We start from the raw sequence: 16,628 nt of genomic DNA, 5'->3' as shown, positions 1-16,628 counted from the left end.
TCCCATCGTATTGAACTCAATGACTGCACCAACGATTGCGGCGCGCGGGCCGGTAATTCCGCATGAACGCGCCGAGCTGCTAGAGGTCGCCGCGCGTCTGCGCGCTGAAGTTGCCGGACGAATCGTCGGTCAGGAAAAAGTGCTGGACGAGATTCTCATGGCGTTGCTCGCTGGCGGCCACGCTCTGCTGGTGGGCGTGCCTGGCCTCGCGAAGACGCTGATGATCAGGTCGGTATCCGAGGCGATGCGGCTGGGATTTCGCCGGATTCAGTTCACACCTGATCTCGTGCCGTCGGACATCACCGGGACCGAGGTGATGGAGGAGGATGCAACATCGCATTCGCGCCTCTTCCGTTTCGTGCAGGGACCGATCTTCGCGAACATCGTGCTCGCGGACGAGATCAATCGCGCGCCACCGCGCACGCAGGCTGCGCTACTGGAGGCAATGCAGGAGCACAGCGTCACGGTCGCGGGTGAGACGATGCCGCTGCCGGCTCCCTTCTTCGTGCTTGCCACACAGAATCCGATCGAGCAGGAAGGGACGTACCCGCTTCCCGAAGCGCAGCTGGATCGTTTTCTGTTCGACATCCGCGTATCGTATCCTGACGAGGACGCCGAGGTCGCGATTCTGCGCAATACAACGGGCCGCGAATACGCGCCACTCGATGCGGTGATCGACGCAACGCAGACGATTGCGCTGCAGCGCATGGTGCGCGACGTGCCCGTTGCAGACGTCGTTCTGCAATACGCTGCGCGGCTCGTCCGTGCGACCCGCCCGGATGAGAGCAACGCAATGCCCACAGTCAAGCAGTTCGTGCGCTGGGGCGCCGGTCCGCGCGCGGGGCAGGCACTTGTCCTCGGTGCGAAGGCGCATGCACTGCTCGCGGGCCGTAATGCCGTCATGCCGTCGGACATAAAGCGTGTGGCTCATCCCGTGCTTCGTCATCGCGTTCTGCTCAACTTCGCCGCCGAGGCAGAAGGGCTCTCGGCAGAACGGATAGTGGATGAGCTGCTCGCGCATGTGCCGATGCCGAAGAGCGATATCAGAGTGTGATGATGCGGCGCGCGCCGCACGATGAGGGCCGGGACAGGTTGATGTACGGTGCGCTTCTCGACGCGGTACGCGGATTGAGATGGCGTGCGCGCCGCGTGTCGCGCATAGCGGTTCCTGGTATTCATCCTTCGCGCGTGCGCGGAACGTCTGCCGAATTCACGGAATACCGCGCATACCGGCAGGGCGACGATCTCCGACGCATCGACTGGAAGTTATTCGCGCGGAGCGATCGTGCGCACGTACGGATCTCGGAGGAACGGGCGGTGACGCCGACCTGTCTCGTGTTGGATGCGAGCGCGTCCATGGCGTTTCCGGAGGGCCCTGGCTCCAAGTGGTCTCTCGCGCAGCAGCTGGCTGTCGCGCTCGCATCTGTCGCGCACTCGGGTGGCGATCCGGTCGGACTCATGATTGCGGGCAATCCGCGCGCGACGATTCCACCGCGAACGCGGCGCGGCATCGTTGCTGAAGTGATTCAGAAGGTGGCAGACACGCCGGCCACTGGAAGCAGTCCGCTGGCTGGTGCGCTCACAGCAGCCACGCGATCTGCGTCGAGAATAGCGATCGTGAGTGATTTCCTGGGTGATCTCGATGACGTGTCGAGAGTTGCGCGCGAGCTGATCGCTGCCGGGCGCGACGTGCATGCGCTGCATATCATCGCCGCTGAAGAGCTCGATCCTCCTCGGGCCGTATCGTTGGTTACCGATCCCGAGAGCAGCGACCTGCGTCGCTACATGGCGGACTCGGTGCGTGACGAATACCTGCGCTCGTACGCGGAGTGGAGAGAGGCGACGGCGACGCGCTGGCTCGCGAGTGGCGCGGCCTATCGCACGATCGTCGTCGGGAAGGAGCCTGTGAGCCATTCCGTGCGGCGCGTGGTGCGCGACGAGCCGGCAGCATCGCGGGCTGGATAACGGATTGGCGACAGCACAGTGAGCTTTCTGGCTCCGGGCTTTCTGATCGCAGCCGCAGGCGCTGCGCTGGGTGTAGTCGCGCTGCATTTCATCGTCACGCGGCGGCCGCGCGCGGTTTCATTTCCGACCGCGCGTTTCGTCCCGGACGTTCCGGTCACAGCGCGTGCGAGATCGGTGCACTTCTCGGACCTGCTGCTGCTTGCGGTACGTGTTCTCATCATACTTCTCGCCGGAGCCGCACTGGCTCGACCGATCTTCCCGCCCGAGCGCGAGCAGGTAGTACGCGTCATCGCTGCGGATGTATCGGGCTCGGTGGAGAATGTGGCCGAGACTCGCGACAGCGTACGCGCGCTATTCAGGCCGGGCGACGCGGTTGTGTTGTTCGATACGGCAACGTGGCCAGTTGAAACACCGGACTCGGTCCGCGCACGTGCAGGCGTCGCGAGCAATGGATCGCTGTCTGCCGGACTCATCGGGGCGTTACGTGCCGGCTCTCGTGTACGTGAAGGCGCGGACTCGGTGGAGCTGCTAGTGGTGTCGCCTGCGACACTGGCCGAGCGCGATCGTGCGACCGCGGCAATCCGCGCGCAGTGGCCGGGCCGCGGGCGGCTGGTCAGAGTGTCGGCGGCACCAGCGACTGGCAGTCGTGTTACAGCGACAACGCAGGTAAGCTTTCTGTCGGCATCGCGGCCGCGGCTCGCGGTACGGCGGAATCGCATCGACACTGTCGGTGCGGTCGTCGCGGACGGGCACGTCGTCATCGCGCCATTCGAGCGGCGCTGGCGATTTGTCTCCGACTCTCTGGCGCACTCGCGTGTCATTGCCAGATGGGTCGACGGCGATCCAGCTGCGATCGAGTGGGATAGCGCATCCACGTGTATGCGCTCCATTGCGGTGCCGGTCGATAGCACCGGGGACATGCTCTTGCGCCCCAGCTTCGCCGGCTTTCGCGCGGCGCTGGCGCGGCCATGTCTTCAAGTGGCATCTGCACCGGATCCGGAAGCGGCCACGATGCTGGCGGCAACCGGAAATCTCGCGTCCGCCGCGCAGTTCCCTCCCTCCATGGATGTGGATTCACCGCTCGCTCGCTGGCTTGCTGCGCTTGCAATCGCGTTGGCCATTGTCGACATGATCCTGCGTCGCTCCCGAATTGAGGAGAGCGGCAAGTGACAGCGGCTCGACGCGTCGCACGCGTGCAGTCGCAACTGCGCGTCGTCGCGGTCATATCTGCATTTCTGTGGGGAGCAGCGACCCTGTGCGCCATGCTCGCCGTGGAGCTCGTCATCGGCAACTGGACACCCGGGCGCATTTCACGTGGCTGGGACTGGAACGTCGCTCTCGGAATCGCGGTGATAGCCGCGCTCATTGTGTTGTGGCGCGCTCGCTTCGTCCTCTCCGCGCGGCGGGTCGCTCTCTGGATGGAGGAGCGTGCTCCGTCGTTGCAGTACGCATTGATCACTGCGAGCGATCCGCAGGTGACGGTCGACAAGAGTCTGCTCGAGGCACAGATCGAGCGATCCAACATCGACACGTTCGTTCGTCCGGCGGTGCTCACGCCGGTGATCTATTCGGGCGTCGCATTATCGGTGATGGCCGGTGCGTTCGCGGCGGCGCTGACGCTGGCATCCAGTCGCGCGAACACTGTCGCTCCCGACGGCGTCGCGCATGCCGGTGTGAATACCCCGACAGCGAACCGGCTTCTCGATCTCTCCGTTCGGGTAACGGCGCCGGCTTATGCAGGCGCAACGGTGCAGACGATCAAGGATCCGTCCGGTGTGACCGCGCTGGTCGGAAGCAGCGTAACGGTGCGAGGCACCGGAAAGCCGGATGGAATCGATGCTAAGCTGGCCGATCGCGACATTCACATTTCCGGCCGACAAAACTGGCAGGTCAGTTTCACCGTGCCAGCGTCAGCGACCACGATTTCGCTCACCGATCGGAGCTACGATCGCGTAATTGCGATCATACCCATCGCCGACCAGGCGCCCGTTGTAACAATGACTCAGCCCAGTCGCGATACGGTGTGGAGGCATGTGCCGACCGGCGCGATTGCCTTTGTCGCACATGCTACGGACGACATCGGGCTGTCAGATGGCCACCTTGAATACACGGTGACAACCGGCTCGGGTGAGGTGTTCAAGTCGCGGACGGGCGCATTTGGAGCGTCGCGGCTCGGAGGCGCAAGGGCGGGCGACCTGCGCGGAACTCTGGCGTTGCCGCAGCTTGGACTTACCGAAGGCGCGATTCTCTCGGTCAGAGCTGTCGTATCCGACAACAACACGCTCACTGGACCGGGCAATGCCACATCCGACACGCGTACGTTCCGGGTTGCACGGGCCGACGAATACGACTCTCTCGCAGTGGATGCAGCGCCGCCCCCGCCGGTCGAGCGGTCGCTGCTCACCGAGCGGATGCTCATCGTGTCGGCGGAGTCCTTGCTCAAGAAGCGCGCGTCACTCGACAGCAAGGGGTTCGTCACGTCGTCCGGCCGGATCGGTCTCGATCAGGCCGACTTGCGCAAGAAGGTTTACAACATTCTGTACGAGCAGGACGAAGCGGGCGGCGATCTGGGAGTCGAAGGCGACGATGAAGAGCTCGACCCGCAGCTCGTGCTGAATCGCGATCTCAAGCAGGCATACGACGCAATGTGGGATGCCGAACGGTCTCTCAACGTGGGGGAGATCGACGCGGCGCTTCCGTTCATGACGCGCGCGCTACACGCACTCGATCGCGCGCGCCTGGCGAATCGTCTGTATCTCCGCGGCCGCACTCCGCGCATAGTCGTCAACGTCGAGAAGGTCCGGCTCACCGGAAAGGACAAGGGCGCAGCCAATGCCGTCGCGGGTCAACGTGGGCGTGCGGATACGGCGTTGGTACGGCTGGATCGCACGCTCGACGCGGCGCTGGGAATCGCGACCACCGATCCGAATCACTTTGTCGATGCGCTCGTCCGCCTTCGTGCAGGCGCCGCATCGGTCAATTCCGTCTTTGCTGCAGCGCTCGGCGATGCCGTCGATGCGTTCCGTGCCGGCAAGGACATGACGCCGGCACTCGTGCGCGCGCGACGTGCACTGCTCGGTGCGCCGCGCGCTGGGAATGCGGCCGTACCGTGGAGCGGCTCGTGGAGCGGGAAGCCATGACCAGATTCGTCTTCTGCACTGGTCAGTACGACTCCGGCGATTGGGACTCGGCGCCACTCGTTCCGGCCAATCTCATCGACTCGGTCGCGCAGTACACGAGCATTGCGGTTGCACCGAGCGGCGTGAATGTCGCGCTCGCATCGGATGCGATCCTGGATTATCCGCTCGTTTACATCACCGGTCATCTACCGGTGCGATTCTCGGCAGCCGAGCGCCGCAATATCAGAAAGTTGACAGATCGCGGCGGTATGATCTTCGTGGATGACCATAACCACGATATCGACGGAGTGTTTCACAAAACCGCGATGGAAGAGATAACGATTGCGCTTTCAAAGCCGGTCGACATTCCCAACGATCACGAGCTGTACCACTCCTTCTTCAAGTTCGCCGACGGGCCGCCCACTACGAGCCAGGAGCTGAATGGCTGGGGCGACAACCTCGTGCACAAGAATCTCCAGGGTGTGATGCGCGACGGTCAGATCGCGCTTCTTTACAGCAGCAAGGATTATAGCTCCGAATGGAACTACCATCCTGAGAGCAAGCGTTTCAACGCTGTCGACAATACCAGGTTCGGCGTCAACATCATCGTGTATGCCCTCACCCGTTAGCGCGCGCCGCGTAGGGGAGTGGGCGCTTCGCGTGATCAGTCTTGCATTGCTGGTCGTGATTCTCATGCGCGCTTGGGGACCATCATCACGCTCTCGACACATCGAGAATGCGGGGCAGGGAAATATTGCAGCATCGTTGCCGAGATGGAGCCTTGCCGCCCCCGCACAGCTGCATCTGGCGCTCGATTCAGTACTTCCACGTGACCAGCGCGACTGGCTCGCGGCCATCGAGCGTGCTGGCACCAAGGTCACATGGAATTCGGCACGCATAACTCCGCTCGCGCTCACACTCTCCCAGATGGCCGACCCATCGGGTGTGTACGAGTTATCCGCGTCGGCACCGCGGGACAGCATGGTGGTGGTGAGAGATGCGGTGGGCGTGCTGGATAGTGCGAAGGCAGGCGGCGACGGCATCAGGGTGGAGATACCCGGCACCACCAATCGTGCGGGAGTCTCGGTCAGCGGCGCGCATGCATGGGCCAGCGCTCCCGACACGGCTGTTCTCAAGCGGTTGCTCGTCGAAGGTGCAGCCAGCTGGGAGACCAAATTCACCATCGCCGCGCTGGCTGAGCGTGGATGGAAGATCGATGCCGTGACTCACGTCGCACCTGGTGTGGATGTGCGTGAGGGCGGGCCGGTGGCTCCCGATACGTCGCGCTATGCAGCGATCATTGCCGTGGACAGCACTGCCGCGCTCGTATCGCGAGGTGCGAGCGCGTTCGTGCGAAGTGGTGGAGGACTCATCACATTGCATGATGCGAGTACGGTTGGCCCAACTGGTGCGACGTCCGTTGTACTGGAGCACAGACCAGACGGTGACGTCCGCGCCTCTCGCGTTGGTGCGGGACGAGTGATCCGCGTAGGATACAAGGACCTGTGGCGCCAACGTATGTCCGGCGATGATTCCGTATCGGATCCGGTTGCAGCGCACCGTGCGTGGCTCGCGCGGGCTGTCGCGACGGTTGCATATGCACCACGCGTCGCCGTTGCCGCGGACTCGGCCAGTGATCCGGCACCGCTCGCAGACATGGTGGACCGGCTGGGCGCGCGCTCAGGGTCGCCGGATGCAGCGTCGCCGATGCAGAGCGAGGTGCCATCGAGCGTGTTGTTCGGAATCCTGCTCATCTCGCTGTTGCTGGAGTTGGCCTCACGCAGGCTGCGCGGAGCGAAGTAACGACAGTCTCAACGGCTCACGGTATGACTGTGCCGAGGCGCGGTTGGGCAGCGTATCTCGCACTCGGCATCGGCGTCGTCTGCATCGCGTGGTCTGCTCTGTTCGTCAGGTGGGCAGGGGTGTCTGGCCCCGCATCCGCATTCTACCGCGCACTTGTCGCTACCATCGTGCTCGTGCCGGCCTGGTTGTGGCGTGGACGGCGCAGGTCACTGGCAGCTCGTCCTGCGGTGCTGGGTGTACTTGCGGGCGTGTTCTTCGCCATAGATCTCGCGCTATTCAATTCGGCTGTGATGAATACATCGGCCGCGAACGCCACGCTGCTTGGCAACAACGCGCCGATCCTGGTTGGACTCGGAAGCTGGGTGGTCTTCCGCAAGCGGCCAGCGGCTATTTTCTGGATCGGATTGGCGCTCGCACTGGTTGGAAGCGCGTGCATAATCGGGAGTGATGCGTTGACGCCGGCAGCGTTCGGCTCGGGTGATGTCATGGCCATCACGGCCTCGGTATTCTTCGCTGCGTACCTGCTCACGATCGGCAGAGTTCGATCCGAGATCGATACATTGACGCTCACCACGCTTGCCGTTGCGGCAAGTAGCGCCGTGTTACTCATTCTCTGTCTGTTGTTACGCGTGCCGTTGTCGGGATATTCGACCCATGCGTGGTTGTCGCTGATCGGCCTCGGGGTCGTGTCGCAGGTTGGTGGATATCTCGCCATCACTTATGCCCTGGGTCATCTGCCTGCTACTGTTACATCTGTCGGGTTGCTTGGCCAGGCTCCGTTGACAGCGCTGCTCGCAATCCCATTGCTTGGCGAGCCACTGAGCGCGAGTCAGATAATTGGCGGAGTGCTGGTGCTTGCGGGCATCTACGTCGTCAACAGGCGTCGCGTAGTCGCGGTGTGAGCGGGATCAGTCGTGGCGCGATGGAATCTGCGCGTCTAACTTATTGGATCGTCACTTTCCCTCAGCACGAGGCTACCATGGCATCATCGTCCAGCACCAGTATCGTGATTACTCCGGAACAACTCCTGGAAGACTGGCAGGGGCATCGCAGACTTACACGCCGCATGATCGAGGCGTTTCCTGATGAGTCGCTGTTTACGTACTCCATTGGCGGGATGCGACCGTTCTCGTCGCTCGCAATGGAGGTGATCAAGATGGCTGTGCCCATTCTCCGCGGGGAGATCACGGGCGAATGGACATCGTACGATCCGCCGAATCCTACTACAAAGGCGGAGCTGTTGAGTCTCTGGGATAGCGCGACGGCGGACATCGATCGCCTGTGGCCCGATATTCCGCCACATCGTTTTCAGGAGGTCGATACAGCCTTCGGTCAATGGAAGATGGCAGGCTACGCGATGTTTCTGTACGCTATCGACAATGAGATTCATCATCGTGGTCAGGGCTACGTCTATCTTCGCTCACTCGGGATAGAGCCACCGCCGTTCTACGAGCGCTAACGGGCGATCGCGGCGAGGGACAGTCGTTGTGAGGACTGCCGTGAGTCACTGCACGGCGTGGAATGTACAAATGCAAAACGGGCGCGCCTTTCGGCGCGCCCGTTTTCACATCAGGATCGGCCAACTTGGGCCGGGTGTGGAGCTACTTGGCTTCCAGTTGCTTGACCACTGCCGCGAGTGCATGAACGCGAGTTGCATCGCTCGCGCCAGATGCGTCGTGATCGAGCTCTCCAGCGAGCGTCATCAGTGCAGCAGCGCGCTTCGCACCGCTCATCCGCTCAGCGCTCTTGAGCGCCGTCATGATTGCCGTCGTGCGCGCTGCGGGTAGTCCGTTGTCACGCACGAGCTGATCGACGTATGCGCGGGCGACCGGGAATGCAGCAGGCCACACCAGCCTGGGCTGACTCTGTGGGTTCAGGCGGTCGAACCGCACGAGATTCGCGGCATCGATCTCGTTCTGCGTGAGGTCGGCGGTCGGCGTCAACTTGAACACGTCGAGTCCGCGTGCGATCTCCGAGCCGTAGATGTATCCGTTGTAGTAGTAACCAGCCCAGTATCCGCCGATCACCAGCTTGGATGCGTCGATCGGGCCGCGATCGAAGTACGCAATCTCCTTGGGGTGCGCAGGATTGGTGAAGTCGAACACCGACACACCACCCTGATACCATCCCTGCACCATGATGTCGCGGCCCGGTACGGGGATCAGTCCGCCGTTGTGTGCAACACAGTTCTCGGTAGAGGTCTGTGCGGCTGGCATCTTGAAGTAGCCGACGTGATTGAGCTTCCGGTTGCGAAGTGTGAAGATCGCGTCCGCACCCCAGTCGATCGGATCGGTTGCGCGGCACTTGGGCTGCGTGCCACCGCCCCACTCGTCGGTGTAAAGCAGGCTCGTGGCGTCGTTGTTGAAGGTCGCCGAGTGCCAGAACGAGAAGTTGGAATCTGCCACTGCCTGTATGCGGACAGGGTGGGTCGGATCCTTGATGTCGAGCAGGAGTCCGTATCCCGAGCACGCGCCAGCAGCGAGCCCTGCACTCGGATACACCGTGATGTCATGGCACTGTGACGGACCACCGCGTGCCTGACCACCTCCCATCATTCCACGGACGTGTACACCCAGCTTCTCGAGCGAGTCGATTGCGCCGCGAGTGCGCGCAGTGTCGTCGCGATGCTCCTGTATCTCCACCAGCAGTTGCGCGGCGTGATCCGAATCGGCAGCGGTCGCCGTCGCCGGAAGCCCGAGCCGTCCGAGGAAGCCACGTGCCGCCTTCACCGCGGCGCCGTTGGCTGTGTCGGCGATTGCAACACCGTGCGTCGGAGGAGCCGTGAGGTCGTTGAAGATGCGGGCAGTGCTGACGATCTTGGACTGCTCCGGATGCGCGAGCGGAACTCGAATCACTTCGAGTCGGAACTGAGCGCTGTTCGGATCGTCGATGCCGCCATTCTCGCAGCTTGCCATCTCACTTTTGGATCGCACGCGCGCGAGTCCGGACACGTACACGTAGACGACCGACTTGTCGATCGGATCCGGTACGAGCGTGTGCGTATGCGAGCCGCGGCATGTCTGAACGTCGGCAACCTGCTTGGGATGCATCGGGTCGGCGATGTCGAAGATGCGAATGCCGAGCATCCGCTCCTTGCTCACGCTGTCCTTGATTCCCTGACTGCCGCAGTCGAGCCGATTCCCCGTATTCTCTGCAGAGACGAAGAGAAGGTGGCCGTAGATGGAAACGTCACCCTGCTCGGTGAAGCACGCGTACGCCTCGGTGATCTTGGGCTGGAGGGGGTTGGCGATGTCCCAGATCTGGAAGCCGCTGAAATTTCCCTGGTACAGATAGTGGCCGCCGAACGCCATGTCGGAGTTCGCGTAGGTCAGGCCGCCCGGCGCGTTGGGCTTGAATACTTCCGGTTTGTTGCGGTGCGCCACGAGAGTCAGACCCTTCGAGGCTACACCTGCGTCGTACAGCCCTGGCTTGAGGCCGACGCGTGGGTCGTTGGTGTTGGATTGGGCGTGCGCCGGCATGGCCAGCGCGAGCGACGCGGCGGCGCAGAACAGCGTCCGCAGCGTGGCGCGGGTACGAAACGATTCCTGCTTCTGTGTCATCTGGTTTGACTCGGGGTGAGCGTGTTCAACATGGCCTGCATTCGCGCCATCTCGGCGCGCTGGCCCGCATCGACATCGGTTGCGAAGCTGAAGAGCTCCGGCTGTTGCCCCGCGCCTGGAGTGGCGAAGAGTTTGGCGACCATGTCGAGAGCGCCTTGGTGATGCTTGATCATTCCGGTGAGATACAGATGATCGAATGTCGGACCGCGAGCGGAATCGAGCTGCCGCATCTCCGCGGGTGTGAGCATTCCGGCCATCATCATCATGTGGTCACCCATGTCCATGCCCGGCATGTTCATTCCGCTCCGATCGTGGATCGGGCCGTGCGTTGGATGCAGCATGTCGAGCGGGTCCGGCGTCGCGAGATGGCGCTGCTCCAGCCAGCTCTGCATCATCGTGATCTCGTCGCGCTGCGAGAGAGCGATGCGCTTGCAGAGGATCTGCAGATTGGGCCGTGCGCCGTGCGTGGCCGCCCAGTCGGACATCACGACGGCCTGTGCATGATGGATGATCATGCCCTGCACGAAGTCGACGTCGGCCTGGACGTAATCGTGGGGTGCTGCTGCGTTGTGCGAGGAAGCGTTCTGCGCGCCTTGCGCAGGCAATTGCACGGAAGCGCCAATGGAAACTGCCACCAGAGCCATGGCAGTAACTGACGCTGCAGCGTGCTTACATCGTGGTATGAACATCACGGAATCTGGAACCTGAGCGTGTGACGAAGAGGGGTGGCCCGTTCAGAAGTATGGCCATCCATACAAATGTACGCCAGCCACTTGGAAGGCGTTGCGACTCCGGCACGCTCCCTCTACGAGCTCTCGTGCGTTCGCGTACCGACACGCTTTTCTTTGACATCGTGGCGAACAGAAGGCAGACTCCTCCAACTCATGCTTGCACAGATCATCGCCACCGCGGGCCGCAAGGCATTCATTATCGGGTCGGTTGCGATAGTGGCGACCGTTGGCAGCGCGCTCCTCAGGCTCGCCGGCATCAATCAGATAGCCATTTTCATCATGACGGCCATCGCGCTCGCAAGCCTGGCGTCGGTGGTGAGCGTGGCGACGGAGCAGCTTGGAACGCGGCTCGGACCGGGAGCGACCGGAGTGGTCCAGTCAGCGCTCGGGAATCTGCCGGAGCTGTTCATCAGCATTTTCGCGCTCAGGGCAGGACTCGTGGTGGTGGTGCAGACGGCCCTGATCGGCTCCATTCTCGCCAACAGCTTGCTCGTTCTTGGGTTGGCGTTCGTGGTTGGCGGCGTCCGTCACGGACCACAGCATTTCAGCGCCGGCACGACTCGCCTGACTGCGATGCTACTGGTGCTTTCGGTCGCTTCGCTGGCCATACCGACGTTGGCGACCGAGCCAGGCGCTCCCGATTTTGGCCACGCTGACAACCTCAGCACTGTCGTGGCGGTTGTGCTGCTTATCGTCTTTATCTGCAGTATCCCGATGGCAATTCGAGGCAGTATCGGGCCATCACGCAAGCATCATAGCGCCAACGAGCATGGTTGGCCACTGAGTGCTTCTATCGTACTACTTGGAGTAGCGGGTGTCGGCGCCGCTCTCGTTTCCGACTGGTTCGTCGCTGCCCTGAGACCTGCCATGGCGAGCCTCGGCCTTTCGCAGGAGTTCGTTGGTTTGGTTATCGTCGCGATAGCAGGCAATGCGGTGGAGAACGTCGTTGGCATAACGGCGGCGGCGCGCAATGAGGCCGACCTCGCGGTGAGCCTGATCCTGAACAGCAGCCTTCAGGTTGCGCTGCTTCTCATCCCCGTGTTGGTGCTCATCAGCATGGTATTTGGCGGGCCCGTTCTCACGCTCGTCGCCCCGACGCTCCTCATCGCCGCGCTCGGTCTGGCCGCGATTCTGGGTGCGATGATCATCTTCGACGGCGAGTCGAACTACGTCGAAGGCGCAGCGTTGATCGGGTTGTATCTCATAATTGCCGCGAGCGTGTGGTTCGGGCCGCCGATCGCGGGTTAGATCGTTCGCTGGAGAAACGTTGGCGGTGCCGAGCCGCCGATCACGGCAGCCCGATGCCGTCGGCGCTCACCCAGTCGAAACTGCGTTCTTCGTTCCCCAGTCTCCACTGTTCGGGATAGACGGTACGCTGCCAATCGAGCGGCTCGCCTCGCGGCTGGCGTGTTGCGGCGAGTGCGAGTGCATTGCGGAGATCCGCGCGCTGCTGGGCACCGAGTGCGTCCGGCGCGAGCGACACGAAGAGCGTCGTGCCGCTCCGGGCAAGCAGGTCGAGCCACTGCCGATTGAACGTCCACGGAATGTCGTTAGTCACGCCCACGCAATCCGCGTCGGCAGCGTAGAACGCGTCATGTTGAGCACCGCGGAAGGCGAGCGAGTTCACGCCCATCTTCCGCGTGCGTGCCCAGTCGGTGCCACTGGTATCGTCGCCGATCCTGCACAGCTCGAAGTGTCCGGCCGACAGGTGGCTCACCGTGTTGCATCCGATGACGAGGCTCTCGCCGGCAGCTGCACGGATGGTTCCGTAGAGATCATTTATCACTTCCGCCGTCGTCCTGCCTGTGCCGGACGCGAATTTCCATTCGCCGCGCGTGAGATCGGTGTCCATCTGGAAGCCCCAGCGACCGAAGATGTCGAAGGTCGTGTAGTCGTGCTTGATCAGCTCGAAGCCCCATCCGCGTAACCGTGCGATGTCGTCGGTGATCTTCTGGCGGACTTCTGGCACAGTTGGATCGAGCACGGTGCGTGTACGCGCCAGGCGCCAGCTGTCCGGAGTGTCCGCCGTCGGCTGCAGCGGACGAATCCACACGCCGGCACGTGCGCCGATGTTTCGGATGTCGGCGGTGAGGCCTGGCATGTGCGGGAATTTTTCGTTGCCACGATCCCATGTCCCGGCGCCGGTCTCATCCTTTCCGCGTCCTGGCTGCCATCCGTCGTCGATCACGACGAATGGCCGGTTCTTCCCTGCGGGTGAAAGCTCTACGATGTGCCTAGCATCGACGCGCACCGAATCGGCGCTGTTCTTTCCGTACGCCCAGTACCAGTCGTTGCTTCCATAAACCGGTTGCGACGGGAGCCGCGGGTCGGGACACATCTGGCGACAGAACGAATGCACGGCCGCGAACGCGGACTCGCCCTCGCGACCAGCGCGACAGACGATGTCACAGACATCGAGAGTGCGCTCACCGAGCTGCACGCCCAGAGCGCCGCTCCTCACGTCCGCGCAAAGGCTGATGCCATGTCTGTCGATCTGCCAGAAGCAGAATGCATTGGCGCCAGTACGAACTCCATATGTATTCGTGTGTGTGCCATCGTGCGTAGCGAAATACCATGGCATGACGCGATCGGGGATCCACGTACGCCACTCGAGATCGCCGTACGCGCGCTCCCAAGCGTCACCCATGATGAGACGCGTGCCGGCCATGTCGCCGCGCCAGCGGAGATACAATCGTCTTATCGCGATCGACGGCGCAGAAAGCGCTACGTGAAGCGCCCCGGTCCGTATCGATGTCGTGACGACCACGCCGGCGTCGCCCGTCCAGCTCTCGCCTGAGTGGTGATCAAGCGATTGATTGCCTGTGGTCGTCTGGACAATCACGCGATCCGGCATGCGAAGCAGGTCAAGGAAGCCATTGCGCGATTGCGGCACGGATAACTTCCGCGTCGTGCTCGACACATCAGGGATCGGCATCATCAGGCCGAGCGCAGACAGGGTCGCCTGCTCCACAAATTCACGCCGTGAGGTCATGCGTCGAATATGCGTCCGACTGATGCGCGTGGGGAAGGCCGCGCGGTAATGCGTTGCGCGGAGAGACTCAACGAGTCGCGACATCGGGGCGTATTCTTCTGCGCACCAGGATGGCCCCCGAGATGATCTCCTCGCGATCATCTTTTTCCTCGAAACCGTTTCTCATGCGAAAATCCTCCCTCTTTGTTTCTGCCGCTGCTCTCATGTTAATTCCGGCAGCGAGCCAGGCGCAAACCGGCGCTCCCTGCACGCACGCGACTACGGCTTGCGAGCAATGGATAGTCTTTGGCAGTGGACCCGCGCGGTCGATGGTGTATTCGACATACTCCCTGGACAAGCCGAACGCGGCTATGACACGCGCGCTCATCATGGTCCACGGTGCGAATCGCAATGCGGATCACTACTTCGAGACAGCAACGTCAGCGGGATTTCTCGCTAACGCGCTCAACAACACGGTCATCATCGCGCCACACTTCACCGCTGGCACCGACAAGCCGGCGGCGAACGAGGTGATCTGGCCCGAGCGACGTGACAGCTGGCGATCGGGCGGCATGTCGCCGACCAATCCGGACCTTTCCGCATTCGACTTCGTCGACGAGATCGTACGCAAGCTCGCAAACAAAAAGAATTTCCCGAACCTCAAGCACATCGTCGTCACAGGACATTCAGCGGGCGGACAGTTCGCGACGCGCTACGAGATGGCGAACAAGGTCGACGGAACGCTCAAGGGTGTGACGATGAGTTACGCCGTAGCCAATCCGTCGAGCTACGCATGGCCGGCTGCCGTGCGGCCGCTGCCCACGGGCAACGCAGATCCAGTCGATGCATACAAGGAAGCGCTGGGTCCGAATGGAGAGAAGGTGAACGCGGATTTCACCTACGGTCCGTTCGACTCGACCAAGGTTGCAACGTACAATCAGTGGCCGTCCGGTCTCGAGAATCGCAACTCCTACACTGCAAAGATGTCGGACGAGCAATTGAAGAAGCAGCTGGTCGAGCGTCCGACGACATACCTGCTGGGCCAGGTGGACGTACTGCCGCTCGGCGGATTCGATTCATCTCCGTCCGCGATGGCGCAGGGCCCGACGCGACGCGCACGCGGCGAAGCGTTCTTCAAGTATGTCAACGAGACACTCGGCGCCAAGCACCACGCGATCATCGTTCCGGAGTGCGGTCACAACGATCGCTGCATCTTCACGACGGACGAAGTGTTCCCGGTGATCTTTCCGAAGTAACGCCCCCTTCGTGCCGCTGGCTTCATTCCATCAGATGAAGCCAGCGGCTCGCGGCCATCCACGTGCGTGCGGTACGGGTCTGCTCGTCAGGTGTGTTTCAGCAGGTCAGCGATCCAGCACCGGAAGATAGACGCGCCATGGTCCGACAGCGTCGCGGTATTGTTTCGCCATCACACGAGCGATCTGAGCAATGTGTCCGAGGTCGTGTACGACCCATGCCGACAATAACTGCCGGAGCGTGACCGTCCCGAGTTCCGGATGCTCACCCTTCAACGCGAGTTGTTCGTCGGAAAGCTTCCATCCTGCAAGTGTAGCCAGGTTGGCCGATCGCAAGTTTGAGAATTCGTCCAACAGATCGGCGAGCGACTTGCCCTTGCTCTCACGGAACTGAGCGAAACGGTCGAATGGTGTGAAGCGACGATTCTCACCTTGGGCGAGAATGATCTGCGCACGGGGAATCCAGTCCGTGCGCTCGCCATGGATCAGGTGACCGACATTGTCATAGGGACTCCAGGTCTCCGCGCCTTCATTTGCGTCGATCCATGCCGATCCCAGTCCCGTGAGCATTGCGCGCAGGGCGTGGGGAGTTCGTTCGAGGACCGCGACTCCGGTCGTTACATCAAAATCCATGGGAATCCTCAGGTTGGCGCGTTGGCGAGAAGGTTGGCGTGTGGCCCTTTTCTGTCAGCGCTGGGCACCGAGTAGTAAAGACCCACCATTCCGCTCGGGTACACGTGGGAACCGGTGAGCGTAAGCACGGTCCGTACGCCGCGCGGCAGTAGTCGAACACCTTCGCCGAGCAGCACCGGCGCGACGGTGACTTCGACTGCGTCAACCTGTCCGGCGGCGAGCAGGTCGGCGAACAGCACACCGCCGCCGAACAACCAGATGTCACCATCTCCCGATTCTGCCCTGAGCGACGCCACCACGCCCGCCGCGTCGTCGCGCACGATGGTTACTCCCGGGTGATCTTCCGGCCGGAGGGTGTGCGAGAAGACATAGACGCGTGTTCCAGCTGACCACGGCACCTCGGGCACTGCGCGCGCCACCTCGTAGCTGCGGCGTCCCAGGAGCACCGTGTCGACACGCGCGAAGATCGATGCAAAATCGACTGTTGAGTCCTCCGGAATCCAGTCGTACTCGCCATTGGGGCCGGCGATGTAGCCGTCCAGGGTTGCTGCTACGTTGTAACGTACTCTGCGCATTGTTTCAATCCTGCTCAG

At 62.3% G+C, this 16,628-nt stretch carries 15 protein-coding genes; 10 read left to right on the top strand and 5 right to left on the bottom strand.

All coding sequences use genetic code 11. From position 1 onward, the window contains the following. Positions 1-19 precede the first annotated feature (19 nt). From V4529_07695 to V4529_07660, 8 genes are all read left to right on the top strand, one after another. Positions 20-1,054 (top strand): MoxR family ATPase, encoded by a 1,035-nt coding sequence (locus V4529_07695; GenBank protein ID MES2358215.1) that lies wholly within the window; start codon positions 20-22, stop codon positions 1,052-1,054. Beyond that, positions 1,054-1,965 carry a DUF58 domain-containing protein gene (locus V4529_07690; GenBank protein MES2358214.1) on the top strand — a complete coding sequence of 304 codons (912 nt, stop codon included), beginning with the start codon at positions 1,054-1,056 and terminating at the stop codon, positions 1,963-1,965. Before V4529_07695 ends, V4529_07690 begins: the two co-directional genes overlap by 1 nt. Before the next feature lie 18 nt (positions 1,966-1,983). Beyond that, complete coding sequence (locus V4529_07685; GenBank protein MES2358213.1) at positions 1,984-3,135, top strand: BatA domain-containing protein; 1,152 nt, start codon at positions 1,984-1,986, stop codon at positions 3,133-3,135. Beyond that, the gene (locus V4529_07680; GenBank protein MES2358212.1) at positions 3,132-5,105 is read left to right on the top strand and encodes a hypothetical protein; all 1,974 of its coding nucleotides are present in this window, start codon (positions 3,132-3,134) and stop codon (positions 5,103-5,105) included. The genes V4529_07685 and V4529_07680 overlap by 4 nt, the downstream gene beginning before the upstream one ends. Beyond that, the gene (locus V4529_07675; protein MES2358211.1) at positions 5,102-5,713 is read left to right on the top strand and encodes a DUF4159 domain-containing protein; all 612 of its coding nucleotides are present in this window, start codon (positions 5,102-5,104) and stop codon (positions 5,711-5,713) included. Before V4529_07680 ends, V4529_07675 begins: the two co-directional genes overlap by 4 nt. Further along, the gene (locus tag V4529_07670; GenBank protein ID MES2358210.1) at positions 5,697-6,887 is read left to right on the top strand and encodes a hypothetical protein; all 1,191 of its coding nucleotides are present in this window, start codon (positions 5,697-5,699) and stop codon (positions 6,885-6,887) included. Before V4529_07675 ends, V4529_07670 begins: the two co-directional genes overlap by 17 nt. A 23-nt stretch (positions 6,888-6,910) precedes the next feature. After that, the gene (locus V4529_07665) at positions 6,911-7,789 is read left to right on the top strand and encodes a DMT family transporter (protein ID MES2358209.1); all 879 of its coding nucleotides are present in this window, start codon (positions 6,911-6,913) and stop codon (positions 7,787-7,789) included. Positions 7,790-7,866: 77 nt separating this feature from the next. Beyond that, on the top strand, positions 7,867-8,346 hold the full coding sequence (locus V4529_07660; protein ID MES2358208.1) for a DinB family protein: 480 nt from the start codon (positions 7,867-7,869) through the stop codon (positions 8,344-8,346). Between the two features lie 142 nt (positions 8,347-8,488). Here V4529_07660 and V4529_07655 read toward each other — a convergent pair whose 3' ends face one another. Both V4529_07655 and V4529_07650 read right to left on the bottom strand, forming a co-directional pair. Then, positions 8,489-10,447: a hypothetical protein gene (locus V4529_07655; GenBank protein MES2358207.1), complete on the bottom strand. Its 1,959-nt coding sequence runs from the start codon at positions 10,445-10,447 to the stop codon at positions 8,489-8,491. Continuing rightward, positions 10,444-11,082: a DUF305 domain-containing protein gene (locus V4529_07650; GenBank protein MES2358206.1), complete on the bottom strand. Its 639-nt coding sequence runs from the start codon at positions 11,080-11,082 to the stop codon at positions 10,444-10,446. The genes V4529_07655 and V4529_07650 overlap by 4 nt, the downstream gene beginning before the upstream one ends. A 249-nt stretch (positions 11,083-11,331) precedes the next feature. On the opposite strand from V4529_07650, the gene V4529_07645 reads away from it, so the two are divergent. Then, a complete protein-coding gene (locus V4529_07645; protein MES2358205.1) occupies positions 11,332-12,426 on the top strand; it encodes a sodium:proton exchanger in 1,095 nt (364 codons plus the stop codon). Between the two features lie 40 nt (positions 12,427-12,466). Here the strand turns inward: V4529_07645 and V4529_07640 are convergent, their stop codons facing one another. After that, a complete protein-coding gene (locus V4529_07640) occupies positions 12,467-14,170 on the bottom strand; it encodes a hypothetical protein (protein MES2358204.1) in 1,704 nt (567 codons plus the stop codon). A gap of 203 nt (positions 14,171-14,373) precedes the next feature. Here V4529_07640 and V4529_07635 point away from each other — a divergent pair, with 203 nt between their 5' ends. Next, positions 14,374-15,405, top strand: a complete 1,032-nt coding sequence (locus V4529_07635; protein ID MES2358203.1) for an alpha/beta hydrolase — start codon at positions 14,374-14,376, stop codon at positions 15,403-15,405. Positions 15,406-15,510: 105 nt separating this feature from the next. Here the strand turns inward: V4529_07635 and V4529_07630 are convergent, their stop codons facing one another. Together V4529_07630 and V4529_07625 are read right to left on the bottom strand one after the other, a co-directional pair. Then, complete coding sequence (locus tag V4529_07630; protein MES2358202.1) at positions 15,511-16,035, bottom strand: DinB family protein; 525 nt, start codon at positions 16,033-16,035, stop codon at positions 15,511-15,513. A gap of 8 nt (positions 16,036-16,043) precedes the next feature. After that, positions 16,044-16,610 carry a dihydrofolate reductase family protein gene (locus V4529_07625; protein ID MES2358201.1) on the bottom strand — a complete coding sequence of 189 codons (567 nt, stop codon included), beginning with the start codon at positions 16,608-16,610 and terminating at the stop codon, positions 16,044-16,046. Positions 16,611-16,628: the final 18 nt, after the last annotated feature.

The sequence above is a fragment of the Gemmatimonadota bacterium genome (assembly GCA_040388625.1).
Classification (GTDB): Bacteria; Gemmatimonadota; Gemmatimonadetes; order Gemmatimonadales; family Gemmatimonadaceae; genus Fen-1247.
The sequence above is the reverse complement of the archived record's forward strand: the minus strand, read 5'-3'. Positions and strand labels throughout refer to the sequence as shown.

What these genes read in the sequence shown, in the direction of transcription:
- V4529_07695 (MES2358215.1), top strand. Translation starts at nt 20, where the DNA reads ATGACTGCACCAACGATTGCGGCGCGCGGGCCGGTAATTCCGCATGAA.
- V4529_07690 (MES2358214.1), top strand. Translation starts at nt 1,054, where the DNA reads ATGATGCGGCGCGCGCCGCACGATGAGGGCCGGGACAGGTTGATGTAC.
- V4529_07675 (MES2358211.1), top strand. Translation starts at nt 5,102, where the DNA reads ATGACCAGATTCGTCTTCTGCACTGGTCAGTACGACTCCGGCGATTGG.
- V4529_07670 (MES2358210.1), top strand. Translation starts at nt 5,697, where the DNA reads ATGCCCTCACCCGTTAGCGCGCGCCGCGTAGGGGAGTGGGCGCTTCGC.
- V4529_07665 (MES2358209.1), top strand. Translation starts at nt 6,911, where the DNA reads ATGACTGTGCCGAGGCGCGGTTGGGCAGCGTATCTCGCACTCGGCATC.
- V4529_07660 (MES2358208.1), top strand. Translation starts at nt 7,867, where the DNA reads ATGGCATCATCGTCCAGCACCAGTATCGTGATTACTCCGGAACAACTC.
- V4529_07655 (MES2358207.1), bottom strand. Translation starts at nt 10,447, where the DNA reads ATGACACAGAAGCAGGAATCGTTTCGTACCCGCGCCACGCTGCGGACG.
- V4529_07645 (MES2358205.1), top strand. Translation starts at nt 11,332, where the DNA reads ATGCTTGCACAGATCATCGCCACCGCGGGCCGCAAGGCATTCATTATC.
- V4529_07640 (MES2358204.1), bottom strand. Translation starts at nt 14,170, where the DNA reads ATGACCTCACGGCGTGAATTTGTGGAGCAGGCGACCCTGTCTGCGCTC.
- V4529_07635 (MES2358203.1), top strand. Translation starts at nt 14,374, where the DNA reads ATGTTAATTCCGGCAGCGAGCCAGGCGCAAACCGGCGCTCCCTGCACG.
- V4529_07630 (MES2358202.1), bottom strand. Translation starts at nt 16,035, where the DNA reads ATGGATTTTGATGTAACGACCGGAGTCGCGGTCCTCGAACGAACTCCC.
- V4529_07625 (MES2358201.1), bottom strand. Translation starts at nt 16,610, where the DNA reads ATGCGCAGAGTACGTTACAACGTAGCAGCAACCCTGGACGGCTACATC.